Annotated in this window: 16 protein-coding genes; 10 read left to right on the top strand and 6 right to left on the bottom strand. The window is 66.0% G+C overall.

Annotated features, from left to right (window positions below):
• The first annotated feature begins 559 nt into the window (after window positions 1-559).
• The 3 genes from KBY90_RS07890 to KBY90_RS07880 all read left to right on the top strand — a co-directional run bounded on the left by KBY90_RS07890 (window position 560) and on the right by KBY90_RS07880 (window position 3,298).
• On the top strand, window positions 560-1,900 hold the full coding sequence (locus tag KBY90_RS07890) for a type I restriction enzyme endonuclease domain-containing protein (RefSeq protein WP_254967988.1): 1,341 nt from the start codon (window positions 560-562) through the stop codon (window positions 1,898-1,900).
• 157 nt (window positions 1,901-2,057) lie between these two features.
• Complete coding sequence (locus KBY90_RS07885) at window positions 2,058-2,360, top strand: DUF86 domain-containing protein (RefSeq protein WP_261353173.1); 303 nt, start codon at window positions 2,058-2,060, stop codon at window positions 2,358-2,360.
• The gene (locus KBY90_RS07880; RefSeq protein WP_254967987.1) at window positions 2,360-3,298 is read left to right on the top strand and encodes an ion channel; all 939 of its coding nucleotides are present in this window, start codon (window positions 2,360-2,362) and stop codon (window positions 3,296-3,298) included. The genes KBY90_RS07885 and KBY90_RS07880 overlap by 1 nt, the downstream gene beginning before the upstream one ends.
• Before the next feature lie 12 nt (window positions 3,299-3,310).
• On the opposite strand, the gene KBY90_RS07875 is transcribed toward KBY90_RS07880, so the two are convergent.
• Window positions 3,311-4,294 carry a glutathione S-transferase family protein gene (locus KBY90_RS07875; protein WP_254967986.1) on the bottom strand — a complete coding sequence of 328 codons (984 nt, stop codon included), beginning with the start codon at window positions 4,292-4,294 and terminating at the stop codon, window positions 3,311-3,313.
• Between the two features lie 134 nt (window positions 4,295-4,428).
• On the opposite strand from KBY90_RS07875, the gene KBY90_RS07870 reads away from it, so the two are divergent.
• Window positions 4,429-4,869 (top strand): DUF2721 domain-containing protein, encoded by a 441-nt coding sequence (locus KBY90_RS07870; RefSeq protein WP_254967985.1) that lies wholly within the window; start codon window positions 4,429-4,431, stop codon window positions 4,867-4,869.
• Window positions 4,870-5,345: 476 nt separating this feature from the next.
• Here the strand turns inward: KBY90_RS07870 and KBY90_RS07865 are convergent, their stop codons facing one another.
• Window positions 5,346-5,486, bottom strand: a complete 141-nt coding sequence (locus KBY90_RS07865; protein ID WP_254967984.1) for a hypothetical protein — start codon at window positions 5,484-5,486, stop codon at window positions 5,346-5,348.
• Between the two features lie 111 nt (window positions 5,487-5,597).
• Here KBY90_RS07865 and KBY90_RS07860 point away from each other — a divergent pair, with 111 nt between their 5' ends.
• A complete protein-coding gene (locus KBY90_RS07860; RefSeq protein WP_254967983.1) occupies window positions 5,598-5,771 on the top strand; it encodes a hypothetical protein in 174 nt (57 codons plus the stop codon).
• Window positions 5,772-5,893: 122 nt separating this feature from the next.
• Here the strand turns inward: KBY90_RS07860 and KBY90_RS07855 are convergent, their stop codons facing one another.
• From KBY90_RS07855 to KBY90_RS07845, 3 genes are all read right to left on the bottom strand, one after another.
• Window positions 5,894-6,058 (bottom strand): hypothetical protein, encoded by a 165-nt coding sequence (locus tag KBY90_RS07855; RefSeq protein WP_254967982.1) that lies wholly within the window; start codon window positions 6,056-6,058, stop codon window positions 5,894-5,896.
• 210 nt (window positions 6,059-6,268) lie between these two features.
• A complete protein-coding gene (locus tag KBY90_RS07850; RefSeq protein WP_254967981.1) occupies window positions 6,269-6,988 on the bottom strand; it encodes a Crp/Fnr family transcriptional regulator in 720 nt (239 codons plus the stop codon).
• Window positions 6,989-7,349: 361 nt separating this feature from the next.
• Window positions 7,350-7,565 carry a hypothetical protein gene (locus KBY90_RS07845; protein WP_254967980.1) on the bottom strand — a complete coding sequence of 72 codons (216 nt, stop codon included), beginning with the start codon at window positions 7,563-7,565 and terminating at the stop codon, window positions 7,350-7,352.
• Window positions 7,566-7,721: 156 nt separating this feature from the next.
• Here KBY90_RS07845 and KBY90_RS07840 point away from each other — a divergent pair, with 156 nt between their 5' ends.
• A complete protein-coding gene (locus tag KBY90_RS07840; protein WP_254967979.1) occupies window positions 7,722-7,874 on the top strand; it encodes a hypothetical protein in 153 nt (50 codons plus the stop codon).
• Here KBY90_RS07840 and upp read toward each other — a convergent pair.
• A complete protein-coding gene (upp, locus tag KBY90_RS07835) occupies window positions 7,871-8,530 on the bottom strand; it encodes a uracil phosphoribosyltransferase (RefSeq protein ID WP_254967978.1) in 660 nt (219 codons plus the stop codon). The two genes, KBY90_RS07840 and upp, sit on opposite strands and share 4 nt — an antisense overlap.
• A 369-nt stretch (window positions 8,531-8,899) precedes the next feature.
• On the opposite strand from upp, the gene KBY90_RS07830 reads away from it, so the two are divergent.
• The 4 genes from KBY90_RS07830 to KBY90_RS07815 all read left to right on the top strand — a co-directional run bounded on the left by KBY90_RS07830 (window position 8,900) and on the right by KBY90_RS07815 (window position 14,667).
• Window positions 8,900-10,429 carry a DUF1254 domain-containing protein gene (locus tag KBY90_RS07830; RefSeq protein WP_254967977.1) on the top strand — a complete coding sequence of 510 codons (1,530 nt, stop codon included), beginning with the start codon at window positions 8,900-8,902 and terminating at the stop codon, window positions 10,427-10,429.
• Between the two features lie 24 nt (window positions 10,430-10,453).
• A complete protein-coding gene (locus tag KBY90_RS07825; protein WP_254967976.1) occupies window positions 10,454-10,780 on the top strand; it encodes a hypothetical protein in 327 nt (108 codons plus the stop codon).
• A 170-nt stretch (window positions 10,781-10,950) separates the two neighbouring features.
• A complete protein-coding gene (locus tag KBY90_RS07820; protein WP_254967975.1) occupies window positions 10,951-13,515 on the top strand; it encodes a cyclic nucleotide-binding domain-containing protein in 2,565 nt (854 codons plus the stop codon).
• Between the two features lie 123 nt (window positions 13,516-13,638).
• A complete protein-coding gene (locus KBY90_RS07815; RefSeq protein ID WP_254967974.1) occupies window positions 13,639-14,667 on the top strand; it encodes a chlorophyll a/b binding light-harvesting protein in 1,029 nt (342 codons plus the stop codon).
• Window position 14,668 lies beyond the last annotated feature (1 nt).

The raw sequence follows: 14,668 nt of genomic DNA, 5'->3' as shown, positions 1-14,668 counted from the left end.
ACCGCGAACGGCGCCATTCAACGATCGGTTACCTCAGCCCAATCGACTACGAGCAGCAGTTCGTCGCTGCCCGTACACTCACCCTTGTGAACCCCTGAGGCCTGTCCACGAAATCGGGGGAACCCCAAAGCCACTCCAGAAGGCCGCTGGCGCCCCTACAGCTACGAGGAGATCCTCGCTCGCGACAAGCTCAGCCTCGATCTCTTCTGGCTCCGCGACGAGAGCCTGGAGGACTCCGCCAACCTCCCCGAGCCGCATGTGCTGGCCCAGGAGATTGCCGACGACCTTCGCTCCGCCCTGGCCCAGATCGAGGACGTGCTGGGCGACCTGGAGCAGCGGGTGCAGGCCGGAGCGCTGGAGGAGGCGTAGCGGTGATGGCTGGTTCTCAGCTCGACCGGCTTACTGGCGATTGGCTGTCCAACATTCAGATGCAGAAGACGGGTGCAAGGGTTCTTCTCTCAGCAGAGAAGCCGTGCCGGCTTCTGATCAGGCACGGTTAAGGCACTCACCTCGATGCGCCTGTTCGACAAGGTGCGCCGCGCAGAACGAGCAGGCCGAGATGGCCGCCCTGGGGCTCGACATCACCCCCCACCGCAAGCGCCTGGTGGAGTCGAACCCCAGCCTCGAGGAGCGCTTCAAGAAGCCAGACGATCCGCTGGGGCTGGTGTTCGTGTGCGCCATGTGGCTCACCGGCTTCGATGCGCCGAGCTGCTCCACGCTCTACCTCGACAAGCCGATGCGCAACCACACCCTGATGCAGACCATCGCCCGGGCCAACCGCGTGTTCCCCGGCAAGCACAGCGGCCAGATCGTGGACTACGCCAATGTGTTCGCCTCGCTGGAGAAGGCCCTCTCCCTCTACGGCGTCGGCCGTTCCGGCCACTCCCCCGTGGAGGGCAACGACGTGCTGATCGGTGAGCTGCGCCAGGCCATCGCCGAGGCGCGCCGCTTCTGCCTCAGCCAGCAGGTGGATCTGGCGCGGATCGAGGGCCTGGCAGCCGGCGGCATGGAGCGGATCGCGGCGATCGCCGATGCCGTGAATGGCCTGATCTCACCCGATGGCGTGCGCAACGACTTCCTCGCTGCCCAGCGCCTGGTGCACACGCTCACCACCGCCCTCAAGCCCGATCGGGCGGCCGTGGAATTCACCGGCATTGAGGCCCTGCTGGCCCTGCTCGCGGCAGAGATTCACCAGCAGCTCCATCCCGAGGGGCCCGCCGATCTCAGTGAGGTGATGGCCGGGATCAGCCAGCTGCTCGATGCCTCGATCACCGGCGTGGCCATTCAGGAGCGCAACCTGCCGCCGATGGATCTCTCCCGGATCGATTTCCAGGCCCTGGCCGAGAAGTTCAAGAACTCCAAGCGCAAGAACATCGATCTCGAAACCCTCAAGGCCCAGCTCGCGGCCCGGCTGAACCGTCTGGTGCAGCTCAATCCCACCCGCACCGATTTCCTGGAGAAGTTCGAGCAGCTCATCGCCGCCTACAACGCCGGCAGTCTCAATGTGGAGCAGCTGTTCAAGGCCCTGCTGGAGCTCTCCGCCAGCCTCAGCAGCGAACAGCAGCGCCACATCCGCGAAAACCTGAGCGAAGAAGAGCTCACCCTCTTCGACATCCCGCTCAAGCCTGCCCCGGATCTCACCGATGCCGAGCGCAGCAAGGTGAAAGCCGTAGCCCGGGAGCTGCTGGAGAAGGTGAAAGCCCTGCTGGTGCTGAACTGGCGCGCCAAGGCGGCGTCCCGCGCCCAGCTGAAACTGGCGATCGAAGATGCGCTCGACCTGGGCCTCCCGCGGGCCTACACACCCGAGCTCTATCAACAGAAGTGCAACGCGATCTTCGAGCACTTCTATGTGAGCTATCCCGAGCGGGATGCGAGTGTCTACGCGGGCTTGGGCTCATGATGCGGCGATTGCGGCCAACCTGCAGGAGCCGTGCTACGGATGAACGCGATTGAAGGGAGAGGTCTATGAAGAGGTCTGTTTTGCTGATAGCGTGATAGCCAATGCAAACCGTCTTGATCAGATGCAGCACAAGGCACTGAAATGACTCGTCGATGCTCTGCAGGCGATCCGGGCCATTGACACCTTCACCTCCGGTCAGTCGCTCGCGACTTTTCGGGATAACGAGTTGGTTCAGGCTGGCGTTGAGAGAAAGTTCGAAGTCATGGCAGCGGCACTGATGGCGGCCCATGCAGCAGATCCAGCTGTCATGGAACTGGTGCCTGAACTACCAAGAATCACGAGCACCCGCAACCGCATCATTCATGACTACGACAGCGTGGATCACGTGGTTCTCTGGGATGCGATCCTCAACGAACTGCCGAGCCTGAAGGCAAGACTGGAATCACGACTGGAGCCCTGATGCGCCATCCATCAGAACGCCGCCGGCAGATCCGCTCGGTGCGGCTGCAACGGCAGGGCGGGGTGATCCAGGCAGAGCACTTCCAGCGCTGGCATCGGCACTGGCGGGAGCCCTACCGCTTCATGCTGGCGATCCCCTGGCCGGGTTTTCTGCTGGTGATCGCCGCCAGCTTCCTGCTCCTGAATCTGGGCTTCACCCTGCTCTATGGCCTGGATCTGGGCGGCATCGGCGGCACGCCGATGGGGCAGAGGGTGACGCTGCTGGATGCCTTCTTCTTCAGCGTGCAGACGCTCAGCACCATCGGCTACGGCCTGCTCCACCCCACCAGCCTCTGGGTCAACCTGGTGGTAACGGTGGAAGCCTTCGTGGGGCTGTTGTTCATCGCCGTCACCACCGGCCTGGCCTTCGCCCGCTTCTCCCGCAGCCGGGCACGGCTGCTGTTCAGCCGTCTGGCCACGATCGAACCCTGGCAGGGCTGCCCCACCCTTACCTTCCGCGTGGCCAGCGTGCGCCAGAACAGCCTGGTGGACGGCCGCATCCAGGCCTCGCTGGCCATCGACGAGGTCTCCGCCGACGGCCGCACCATGCGCCGCATCGTGCCTTTGCCGTTGGTGCGCGACCAGTCGATCACCCTGCAGCTGATGTGGACGGTGATGCACCGCATCGACGCAAACAGTCCCCTCCACGGCCTGAGCCGGGAGGATCTGGAGCGTCACCACGGTGAAATCGTGGTGGCCTTCCAGGGGATCGACGAGATCCTGCTGGCACCGGTGCACTTCCGCTGCAGCTACGGCGCCGGCGACCTGCGCTTCGGCGAGCGCTTCCGCGACATGGTGCGGATGGAGGGACCGGACAGCATCTGCCTGGATTTCAGCCGCTTCGATGAGACCGAACCGATTGATCAGTTGATCACATCCACCGGCGCAGACCGCCTCTGATCCCCACAGGAATCAACCACGCAGTTTCTCTCGGCCATGGGGAGCAAAGAAGTCGATCTCCGGACCCACCGGCACCACCCCGGTGGGGTTGATGGTGGCGTGGCTCTCGTAGTAATGCCGCTTGATATGATCGAAATTCACCGTGTGCGCCACACCGGGCACCTGAAAGAGATCACGGGTGTAGGCAAAGAGATGGGGATAATCGACCAGGCGCCGGAGGTTGCACTTGAAATGCCCCACATACACCGGATCAAAGCGCAGCAGGGTGGTGAACAGGCGCCAGTCCGCCTCGGTGAGCGCTGAACCCATGAGATAGCGCCGGCTGGCCAGCCGCTCCTCCAGGGCATCGAGGGTGGTGAACAGCGGACCCAGCGCCTCCTCGTAGGCCGGCTGGCTGGTGGCGAACCCGCAGCGGTACACGCCGTTGTTCACCGTGCGGTAGATCCGCTCATTCAGCCCCTCGATCTCCTCGCGCAGCGGCGGCGGATAGAAGTCGCCCTCCCTGGCGCCGAGGTGATCGAAGGCGCTGTTGAACATCCGGATGATCTCCGAGGATTCATTGCTCACGATCGTGCGCCGTTCCCTGTCCCACAGCACCGGCACCGTGACGCGGCCGGAGTAACGGGGATCGGCGCGGGTGTAGAGCTCGTGCAGCACCGCCACCCCCTCGTTGGGGTCCGGCACCACCCCCTCTCCCTCGCGGAAGGTCCAGCCCTGCTCCCCCATGAACCAGTGCACCACCGACACCCCGATCAGCTCCTCCAGGCCCTTGAGGGCCCGGAAGATCAGCGTGCGGTGAGCCCACGGACAGGCCAGCGACACGTAGAGGTGATAGCGACCGGGTTCCGCCGCAAAGCCGCCCACCCCGCTCGGGCCGGGCGAGCCGTCCGCCGTGATCCAGTTGCGGAAGGCAGCCCGGGAGCGCTCGAACCGCCCGCCGGTGCTGCTGGTGTCGTACCACTGATCCGTCCAGACCCCATCCACCAGCAGGCCCATCACGGTCGGCAGCGATTGGGCGGACCCTAATGGGGATCAGCAGGAACCCAGGCGGGCACCCAGCTGCGCGGCAGACGCCGCCTACCGGAGCCGGTTCGGGCGTGGGACACTACGGGGATTGCCGGTGGTGAGCGGTGGATCCGAACGCTTCCGTCGCCGGCCTGGCCCGTGCCATTCAGTTGTCGGTGGCCCCGGTGTTCCTGCTCACCGGCATCTCGGGCCTGCTCAACATCTTCACCGGCCGGCTGTCGCGCATCATCGATCGCGTCCGTGTTCTTCAGGACGCGCAGGATCGGGTGGATCCTTCCCAGTCCGACTCGCTGGAGCGTGCGTTGAAGGTGCAGCGCCGCCGCACCTTTCTGATCAACCGCGCCATTCTCTGCACCGGCATCACGGCACTCCTGGTGGCCGGTGTGGTGGCCGTGCTGTTCATCAGCGCGGTGGCGGCCCTCGATCTGGCGGTGATCGTGGTGCCGGTGTTCGTACTGGCGATGCTGTTCCTGATCCTGGGCCTGGTGTTCTTCCTGCTGGAGGTGCAACTGGCCATCCGCCAGAACCCGCAGCGCTATTACTGAGGCGCACCACGGGCAGCTCCCCTTGCCGCTCCGAGCCTCAAGCCATTGATCACCCCCGCGGGCAGGGTGACCCCGGAGACGATCGCCGAGGCCGTGGCCCGATTGGCGGAGGCGGCCTCACCCCAGCAGCTCGGCAGCGACCAGGCCCAGATCCCGGCCCTGTTCACCACCAACGCCCGCTGATCGCCTGCGACGGCCGCCTGATCCAGAAGCTATCGGGCTATCACCAGTTCCATGCCGTGAACGAGACCCGGGGCCAGACCCTGCGCGCCGCCGCTGGCGACCGGGCTGTCGCTCAGGGAGGAGCTCCAGGGTCAGGCCAGCGGCGCTGAACTGTCTGAAATCCTGATCCAGGCTGATCAATCGATAGCCCCCGGCTATGGCGAAGGCGGCCAGATCCACCTGGGGCAGAGCCATGAAACTCTCACAGCGCCATCCATGCCTCGCGGTTCTTGGCCCGCGGCACCGCATTCACGTCAAGCAGACAAGCCGGCACGTCTGCGGTCCTCCTGCAGCAGCGCCTCCTGCTCCAGCTGCAGCGCCGTGACCAGATCCGGGGAAGAGCGGGTGATCCTGGGGTCACGACGGAACACCGGCAAGCCGTCGGTGGTCTTCACCGATCCCATGAGCAGCCAAGCCTGCTTCCTGGGTCAGGGGGCATCAACCCGCGGAGCAGCTTGCCCCCCAGAATCACCCGGTTTGCCCCTCCGCCTTCAGAGGCCCTGCCGATGCCGCTCGTTCCTCGCTGGCGTTACATGACCGATGAGGCCAAGGCGCTCACCAAACGAACCGCGGTCTCCGCCCTGGTGGTGCTGGTGGTGCTGCTGCTGTTCAGAGCCCTGTTGCCCTGGGTGCTGGTGGCCGTTGCCGCCTGGTGGATCTGGAAGGCGATCAACCGGTAGGGTCGCCGGCAGGCCAAAAAAAAGCGGACCCGTCCAGGACCCGCTCGATGACCGGCGCCATTCTATGAACTTCTGTAACGGCAACGTGAGCGTGTCGGCGCGGAAGCGGCTCACACGCTCCCTCACGCTTGCTGCTGATCCCTCTGCCAGCTCCGCTCCAGCGACGCCCTGACGTACTCCAGGTCGGCTGGCTTGGGCGGCAGATGCTGCCGCACCAGGCGCGTAAAGCGCCAGACCTTCAGTGCCACCGCCACCAGGAGGATCGCCCAGGGAATCAGCGATCGCATCAAAGGGGGATCCAACCAAATCTTGGTCATTCTACTAGGGCGAACCGGTTGCACAGTTCGTTCTGATGAGGCATGCAGAGTCTCAGAGACATGAGCGAGATCGCAATTCGATCTTGAGTCTGGCAAACGTGGCTTGTGCGTGCCTGTGTGTGGGCACGCCGAAGAGGGGACCCATCCCCTTGATGCCTTGCCTGTCGGACTGATCGTCACTCAGACGGCGCTTGATGGATCCTGGAAGGCTCCGGCCACGCGAGTGGCACTGGAAGCGTTGATGTCCACCAGCTTCCTGCGCATATCGCGTCCAATTCCCGCTTCCAGCACAGCTGCAACAGCAGGGTTCTGGACCCTCAGGCGGTCCAGTCTGTCGGTGGGCAGCTGCCACACCCTGACTGGATCCTCCACCAGCACAGTGGCGGAAGCGGGTTCTTGATCAAGAACCGACATCTCACCGATGTAGCGACCTGAGCCGCAACTGGCGATGCGCTGCTGATTCACATAGACACCGACAGATCCAGAAACGATGTACGTGAGCTGCAGCGGTCGCTGATTCTCGTGGGTGAGCACGGTGTCTGGAGGTAAATCCCTCCACTGACCCTGATCGAGCAAATGCCGAGTCTGCCTGGGTGACAAGCCCCGCAATCGGCTGACAGCAAAAGCCCGCTCTTCATCACTGAACCGAGCAAACCTATCATACCACAAGATAAGCACCAGCTGAGTAACGGTCATCACGAACAGAACCACTTCCCACAAGAGCAGAACAGGATCGCGAACCCACACCACAATATAGATAATGTCGAGCAGCAAACTGCAGCCAAAGAAGATGCGTAGCGCCACCATCTTGCGCATCAGCATCGACAACAACAGAAAGACGTATGCCAGATGCCCGACAAGGCCTCCAGGCGTCAAAAACGAGTTGAGGATCGCCTCCATGACTGCGGCTGCGAGCGTTGGCTCGCGTCAATTGCCAGACCCTGCTAACGGTATCCAGCGTTCGATACAGAGCCAAGCTTTCCGTTACGTTCTTGCATTCAGCAGCAGCTCTCTGGATTCACACATCACGTCGTGCGATTTGCACTTTGAGAAGCGATGGTGCACAGCGGATCACGCCATGTGTGTGCGCTGCAGGCACTGACGTTGCCTGTGGATCGGGTCTTCCGGGTTCAACAGTCTGTGGAGAACTCCCGGCTCGCTATCTGGCCGTTGCCGCTCCAAGCCAGAGGCCCTGCCGAAGCCAGGGCCCTCACCAGGAGACTCGATGGCTTGGCCCTGGTGGTGTTGACACCGCTGATTTCTACGGCGCTTCGTGAGCAGCGTGCTGTGCAAGCGGCGACGCCCCCATCTGCTGGCTGATGGCCCAGTTGGTGGCCGCCTTCTGGGTCTGCCAGGCCTGCAGCAGTTTCTTGGCGATGTCGCGCAGCGCCTCGGGATCGGCGGTGCCATCGATGGCACGGCTGAAGCGCTCGATCTCGAAGCGCTGGCTGATGGAGAGTTCGATGGACTGGCCCATGGCTCCGGCCGACGGATGGCGGAACGGTATCGAGTGGATACCGATTGGACGTAACAAAGGCTACCCAGAGGGTCCCGTGTCAGTGTTTCGTGTTGTAACGGCCTTCGCTGCGGTCCCTTTCCCCGCCCAGAATTCAATGAATTGCGGCGTCACGACATGCGACTCAGCTGGCCTGAGCATCTGCAGACCGCCCGCACGCTCGAACTGAGCGGCGACGACCAGCGTGGCACCGCCCTGGCGCTGATGGGCGTGGCCCTGCTGCTGCTCGCCCAGGACCTGCTGGCCCAGGAGCTGGAGCAGCCGGCCTAGGCGTTCTCGCCCAGTTTCTCGCCGAAACTCAGATCGCCGGCGTCGCCCAGGCCCGGCACGATGTAGAACTGCTGGTTGAGGCGTTCATCGATCGCGAACGTCCACAGGTCATAGGGCACGCTGAGATTCTCCTGGATGTGGCGGATGCCTTCAGGCGCCGCCACCAGTGCCGCCAGATGCAGATGCTGCGGCCGCTCGTCCTGCAGCAACTGGTTGCACACCCGCACCACCGATTGGCCCGTCGCGAGCATGGGATCGATCAGCAGCACCGTGCGGCCGGTCAACGGCGGCAGAGCTGCATACTCCATCTCAATGGCCAGTTGACTGTCACTCTCCTTGCGGTAGGCGCCGATGAAGCCACAGTCGCTCTGATCGAAGAAATACTGAAAGCCCGAGAAGTAGGGCAGGCCTGCCCGCAGGATCGTGAGCAGCACAGGTGGATGCTGCATCACGGTCACCGCCATGGCCGACAGGGGCGTTTCGATCGTGCGCTGGGTATAGGGCAACTGGCGCGAGATTTCGTAGGCCATGATCGCCCCCAGGCGCTCCAGGTTGTGGCGGAAACGCGCCCGGTCGCGCTGCAGATCCCGATCCCGCAATTCGGCCAGAAAGCTGAGGGCCACCGAGTGCGTGTCGCTGAGGTTGTGAACCGTCATCGGGCAAGCACTGGCGGGGCCGGATCATCCACACAAGCAGAGCGGCCACCTGCGGGTATCCGCGCCCCAGTGCCCATCCGGCACCACAGGGCTGGCCAACGTTCTCATCCATGGCCTCCATCAGCTCCTGCCCGGCATGGATCCGCACCGGCACGTGCATGGCGCCGCTGCGCGGCAGTTCCCGGCGGCAGCTGTGCCGCCGGATTCAGTCGGCGGTGTCCATCACGTCGCTGCCGGCAACACCTCCATGCTGGTCGCAGGCGCCGGGCGTCAGGCGACCACCCCGGCCTCGTGCCGCTGGGGGTGAGGCGGCGTGTCCGTTCAACACCGGCAGTGGCGTTCCACGCCCACCCTGCCTACCTTCCCCGGATGACCTGCCCTCTCCCCCGCGCCATCGGCACCTTGCTCAGCGCTGCGGTAGCCCTGGCGCCCGGCGCAGGCCTGGCCGAAGCTCGCACCGGCTCGGGCCGCTTCCAGCCCGACGTGCCGGCCAAGCTCACCACCCCCGACAGCCAGAACACCCGCATCGGCCCTCTGCGCTTCAAGGACGGCGCCCCCGATCCGGCCACGGTGGAGCGGGCCTACGACCAGCTCGACTTCAGCCGCGGCATCGAGGCGTTCCTGCGAGGCATGTCCGCCACCTCCGTGGTGGCGGCCTGCCGAGGGCTGGAGCAGGCGGGCGTTGCCCGCAACCGCGCCATCGGCATCGCCGAGACCCTGCTCGATGCCCGCTCCCTGTTCCTCACGCCCAACACCACCACGGTGTACGTGATGGCCTGCCTCGACCTGCGCGAGGGGCCGATGGTGCTGCGGGTGCCGCCGCGGGTGCTGGGGCCGGTGGATGACGCCGACTTCCGCTGGGTCACCGATGTGGGCCTCACCGGTCCGGATCAGGGCCGGGGCGGCGACTATCTGTTCATCCCGCCCGGCTCCAGCGCCAGCGCACCGGCCACGGGCTACCACGTGCTCAGGCCCCGCACCAACACCCTGCTGATCTTCTACCGCGCCTTCGTGGAGAAGGGCGATGTGGCGGCGGCGACGGCGGGGGTGAAGGCGAAGGCGGCGGTCTTTCCCCTGGCCAGCGCAGCCAGCCCGCCGGCCACCGCCTTCGTGAACCTCTCCGGGCAGCGGTTCAACACCATCAGCGCCAACGACTTCAGCTTCTTCGAGGAACTCAACACCGCCGTGCAGACCGAGCCGGCCGACTGGGTGGACCCCGACACCGTGGGCCTGTACGGCGCCATCGGCATCCGCAAGGGCAAGCCCTTCGAGCCCGATGCCCGCATGAAGGGAATCCTCAAGGAATCGGTGGCGGTGGCCAACGCGATCGCCCGCTCCAACCTGTTCGCCTCCCGCGATCCCCGCACCCGCATCTACAGCAACCGCCAGTGGCTGACGCCGTTCGTGGGCGGCAGCTACCAGTTCCTCGACGGTGCTGAGCGCCTGCTCGATGCCCGGGCGATGTTCTTCTATTACGCCACCGGCATCACCCCCGCCATGAGCGAGGCCCGGCCGGGCTCCGGCTCGGCCTATGCCGGCGTGTTCCGCGACGCCAGAGGCCAGTACCTCGATGGCGGCCGCACCTACAGCATCACCCTGCCGGGCCCGGTGCCGGCCAAGGACTTCTGGTCGTTCACGGTGTACGACAACCAGACCCGCTCGCTGCTGCCCACCGACCAGAAGCTGGCGGGTGTGGACAGCACCCTGCCGGGCTTGCGCACCAATCCCGACGGCAGCGTCACCGTGTGGTTCGGGCCCACCGCGCCGGCGGGGCGGGAAGGGAACTGGGTGCAGACCCTGCCGGGGCGGGGCTACAATGTGCTGCTGCGGCTCTATGGGCCCCTGGAGCCCTGGTTCAACCAGAGCTGGCGGCCGGGCGATCTGGTGCCGCAGCGGTAGGCGCAGGCCAAGGTTGCACGGGCAATGGAACTGACGGAACAGCAGCAGCGGTTTCTGGCCCGGCGTGCCGGGTTCCTGTCCGCCTGGCCTGCGGTGGGAGCCGGGCTGCTGGCTCTGCTGGGGGCGCTGACGCTGTGGCTGTGGTTCAGCAAACCCCTACTGGCCAATCCCCCTGCAGTGCTCGCACGGCTGGAGCGGGGTGCGATCGACACCTCCACCCTCACGCTGATGGCGGGCCTGCTGCCGCTGATGACCCTGCTCTGCCTCACCCTGGCGGCGGCGGTGGTGATCTTCGGGTTCGCGGCCGCCGCCAACGAACGGCGCTATCAGCGGATCATCCGCGGCCGCTGATGCGAATGATCGTGCACGGCGGCGCCGGCCGGTGCCTGGAATGTGTGGGTTCGGGAGCATGCGCCGGCCGCCAATCTCCCAGCGGTGGGCATGAGATTCCGCACGGTCAATGCGGGCAGCTGGTTATTCCCTGACCTCGGCTATCCTCCGCAGGCCTGCCGTGGTTCCGGATGCCCAGCTTTCACCTCTGGCCGGAAAGCCGCCTGCGCGTGGCGCGCTGGGCCCTGCTGTCGGGCTGGATCCTGCTGATCGCCATGCTGCTGCTGCCGGGGCTGACGCCCTGGCAACCAACGCCGGCCTGTGACGGCCTGGGCTGGTGCCGGGGGAACTGGGGCAACGACCTGTTCTGGAACCTGGGCCTGCCCCTGGTGCTGCTCACGATCGTGGTGAGCCACGAGCTCTGGCGGCGCATCTGTCCGCTGTCGTTCGTGTCGCAGGTGTTCAGCGCGCTGAAGCTGCAGCGCATGGTGAGCGGGCCCAAGGGCAAGCCCAGGCTGGTGCTGGTCGAGCCGGCGTCCTGGCTGGGCCGCCACCACATCCAGCTGCAGTGGAGCCTGCTGCTCACCGGCCTCAGCCTGCGCATCCTGGTGGCCAACAGCAGCGCCCTGGTGCTGGCCCTGCTCTGCCTCTCGGCCCTGATCGGCGCCCTGGTGGTGGGCTGGGCCTACGGCGGCAAGAGCTGGTGCCAGTACTTCTGTCCCCTGGGGCCGGTGCAGACCGTGATCACCGGCCCCCGCGGCTCCCTCGGCACCCCGGCGCACCTGAGCGGCTCGACGCGCACCACCCAGTCGATGTGCCGCACGGTGTCGGCCGAAGGCAAGGACGTGAGCGTCTGCGTGGCCTGCGCCACGCCCTGCATCGACATCGACTCGGAGCGCAGCTACTGGGCCCACCTCACAGGCAAGCGCGGCCTGAACTGGGCCTGGTACTCCTACCCCGGCATCGTGCTGGCGTTCTACCTGCTGATCCTGGCCACCAGCGCCGGCACCGGCGTGAGCGCCTGGACCTACCTCCACGACAGCTTCTTCACCTACGACTCCCGCCTCCAGGAGCTGGTGCTGCAGCCGATGCCGGCAGTCGGCTCCCTGTCCATCCCCCGCCTGGTCGCCATCCCGGCAGGACTCTCCCTCGGTGCCTGGGGCTCGGTCCAGCTGTTCGGCCGGCTGGAGCGTCTGCTGGAGAGGCGGCTGGGCAGCGCTGATCCCGAGCGCAGCCGTGGCATCGCCATCCACCGCACGCGGTTGATCGCCACCCTGGTGGCCCTGAATCTGTTCTTCTTCTTCAAGAGCAACGTCTTCCCCGTCGCCGGCATCGCCGGCGAACGCACGCTGCAGTTCTTCGTGGCCGCGCTCACGGCGGTGTGGCTGTTCCGCTCCTGGTCTCGCGACGAGGGCCTCTACCGGCGCGAGAGCACCAGCGAGAGCCTGCGGCGGCAGCTCACCAAGGTGCCGGGGCTGGATCAGGCCCTGGAAGGGCGCCAGCTTGCCGACCTCTCGCCGCTGGAGGTGTTCACCCTGGCCAAGGCCCTGCCGGTGATGTCGCTGCAGCGGGCCCGGGACGTGTACCAGGGGGTGCTCAAGGATCTGTTGCGCACCGGCCGCATCTCCACGGCCAGCTCCATGCTGCAGCTCGACGAACTGCGCCGGAATCTCAACCTCGAAGAGCAGGATCACCACGCCGTGGTGCGCCAGCTGGCCGAGGAGGATCAGGGCCTGCTGACGATGGACGGCCTCGACCAGCAGCGGCACACCCTCCGCCAGGACGCCGCCCGGGAGGCGCTGCATCAGCTCATGAGCATGGCGGGCCTGGAGGTGCTGCAGCCCGAGGAGCTTTCGGCACGGCAGCGGGAGCAGCTCGAGCAGGTGCGCAAGAGCAGTGGTCTCGACGACGGCGAGTGGAGCACCGTGCTGGGCGAATTCGGCCCGCACGGTGCTCAGGAGCAGGACCGGCTCCTGGAGCGCTGGCAGCAGCTGCGGCGCGAGCGCGGTCTGGCCCTGCTGCTGCACCGCGAGGCCGAATCCCTGCCTCTGCTGGCGCCGCTGGCGCGGGCGATGGCCGATCGCACCAGCTGCCTGAAGGATCAACTGGCGGAGCGCTTCGCGTCAGCGGACCTCTCCATGCCCACGGAGACTGACCACGCCGAAGGCAGCCTCGACGAAGCACTGGATCTGCTCTGGCAGGATCCAGACCCCGACACCGCCGGCTGGGTGCTGCTGGTGGACCGGCAGCGGGGCGACGGCAACGGCTCACGGCCCCTGCGCCAACCGCGCCAGGGTCTTCCCAGCTCACCCTTCCTCGAATCGGCGCTGCGCGGAGAGCGGACCGAGGACATGGACGAACTGCCGATCCTCGCCGACAGCGAACTGTTCACCGACCTCCCGCCCTCGGGCCTGATCCAGGTGGCGGCCCGGGGCGAAGTACGCCGCTGGGCGCCGGGCGACACCGTGTTCCGGCGCGGCGATCCCTGCGACGGGCTGGGCGTTGTGCTCCATGGCCAGGCCGTGGTGCACACGGCGGATGGACAGACGGTGCAACTGGGCGGCAGCAAGATCTTCGGGGAGATGGCCGTGATCAGGAACTCCCCCCGTTCGGCCGATCTGCAGGCCGGCGAGCAGGGCCTGCAGGCCTTCTGGCTCACCACCGACGCCTTCGACATGCTGCTGCACGAATCCCGCGACTTCAACCACGGGGTGATGAAGCAGCTGGTGGAGAAGATCCCCACGGCAGGCGTCTGAATCTCAGCGCCTGCTGTTTCCTGCATCACCCGCAACCGTCAACATCCGCTCAGGCAGCGGTCACATCGGTCAGATCCCCTGCAATCGCACTCCATAGGGTTTAGTGGCCTTCACAAGGTCCTCATGCAGTCCTATGGCAATCCAGCCCCCACCTATGACTGGTGGGCTGGCAATTCCCGTTTCGTCAATCAGTCCGGCAACTTCATCGCCGCCCACGCCGCCCATGCCGGCCTGATCATGTTCTGGGCCGGCTCGTTCACCATGTTCGAGCTGAGCCGCTACACCGCCACCCTGCCTCTCGGCGAGCAGAGCCTGATCCTGCTGCCCAATCTGGCCCGCCTGGGCATCGGTGTGGGCGAGGGTGGCGCCATCACCCAGCCCGAGGGAATCGTGGCCATCGCCGCCTTCCATCTGGTGAGCGCCGCGGTGCTCGCCGCCGGCGGCATGTGGCACCTCTTCCGTGCCCCCATCGATCTCGGTGAGGCCGAAGGTGCGGCCCGGCGCTTCGATTTCTCCTGGGACGATCCCCGGCAGCTGGGACTGATCCTCGGCCACCACCTGATCTTTCTGGGGCTCGGCGCCACGGCCCTGGTGGAGTGGGGCAAGCACCATGGCCTCTACGACCCGGCGCTGCAGACGGTGCGCACCGTGGTGCCGAACGTGGATCTGCTCACGATCTGGTCGTACCAGACCCACTTCCTCTCGATCAGCAGCCTCGAGGATGTGCTCGGCGGTCACGTGGTGGTGGCGCTGATGCTCACCGCCGGCGGTCTCTGGCACATCCTGGTGCCGCCCCTGCCCTTCGCCCGCCGGCTGCTGGTGTTCTCGGCCGAGGGCATCCTCTCCTACTCGCTGGGCGGTGTGGCCCTGGCCGGCTTCGTCGCCAGCCTGTGGTGCGCCAGCAACACCACCGTCTATCCGGTGGAGTTCTATGGCCCCGGCCTGTCGCTGCAGTTCGGCCTGGCCCCCTACTTCGCCGACACCACCGACAGCCTGCCCTACCTCGCCCACACGGCCCGCGCCTGGCTCGCCAACGCCCACTTCTTCCTGGCCTTCATGTTCCTGCAGGGGCATCTCTGGCACGCTCTGCGCTCGATCGGCTTTGATTTCAGGAGGGTGAACCGGGCCCTGGCCGCGATCGAAACGGCCTGAG

This window comes from Cyanobium sp. CH-040 (genome assembly GCF_024346135.1).
Lineage (GTDB): Bacteria > Cyanobacteriota > Cyanobacteriia > PCC-6307 > Cyanobiaceae > NIES-981.
The sequence above is the reverse complement of the archived record's forward strand: the minus strand, read 5'-3'. Positions and strand labels throughout refer to the sequence as shown.

Excerpts from the sequence above, each read along its gene's own strand:
- upp (WP_254967978.1), bottom strand. The coding sequence starts at position 8,530 with ATGACGGTTCACAACCTCAGCGACACGCACTCGGTGGCCCTCAGCTTT.
- KBY90_RS07845 (WP_254967980.1), bottom strand. The coding sequence starts at position 7,565 with ATGGGCCAGTCCATCGAACTCTCCATCAGCCAGCGCTTCGAGATCGAG.
- KBY90_RS07825 (WP_254967976.1), top strand. The coding sequence starts at position 10,454 with ATGGAACTGACGGAACAGCAGCAGCGGTTTCTGGCCCGGCGTGCCGGG.
- KBY90_RS07855 (WP_254967982.1), bottom strand. The coding sequence starts at position 6,058 with ATGCGATCGCTGATTCCCTGGGCGATCCTCCTGGTGGCGGTGGCACTG.
- KBY90_RS07840 (WP_254967979.1), top strand. The coding sequence starts at position 7,722 with ATGCGACTCAGCTGGCCTGAGCATCTGCAGACCGCCCGCACGCTCGAA.
- KBY90_RS07820 (WP_254967975.1), top strand. The coding sequence starts at position 10,951 with ATGCCCAGCTTTCACCTCTGGCCGGAAAGCCGCCTGCGCGTGGCGCGC.
- KBY90_RS07830 (WP_254967977.1), top strand. The coding sequence starts at position 8,900 with ATGACCTGCCCTCTCCCCCGCGCCATCGGCACCTTGCTCAGCGCTGCG.
- KBY90_RS07815 (WP_254967974.1), top strand. The coding sequence starts at position 13,639 with ATGCAGTCCTATGGCAATCCAGCCCCCACCTATGACTGGTGGGCTGGC.
- KBY90_RS07880 (WP_254967987.1), top strand. The coding sequence starts at position 2,360 with ATGCGCCATCCATCAGAACGCCGCCGGCAGATCCGCTCGGTGCGGCTG.
- KBY90_RS07875 (WP_254967986.1), bottom strand. The coding sequence starts at position 4,294 with ATGGGCCTGCTGGTGGATGGGGTCTGGACGGATCAGTGGTACGACACC.
- KBY90_RS07890 (WP_254967988.1), top strand. The coding sequence starts at position 560 with ATGGCCGCCCTGGGGCTCGACATCACCCCCCACCGCAAGCGCCTGGTG.
- KBY90_RS07860 (WP_254967983.1), top strand. The coding sequence starts at position 5,598 with ATGCCGCTCGTTCCTCGCTGGCGTTACATGACCGATGAGGCCAAGGCG.
- KBY90_RS07850 (WP_254967981.1), bottom strand. The coding sequence starts at position 6,988 with ATGGAGGCGATCCTCAACTCGTTTTTGACGCCTGGAGGCCTTGTCGGG.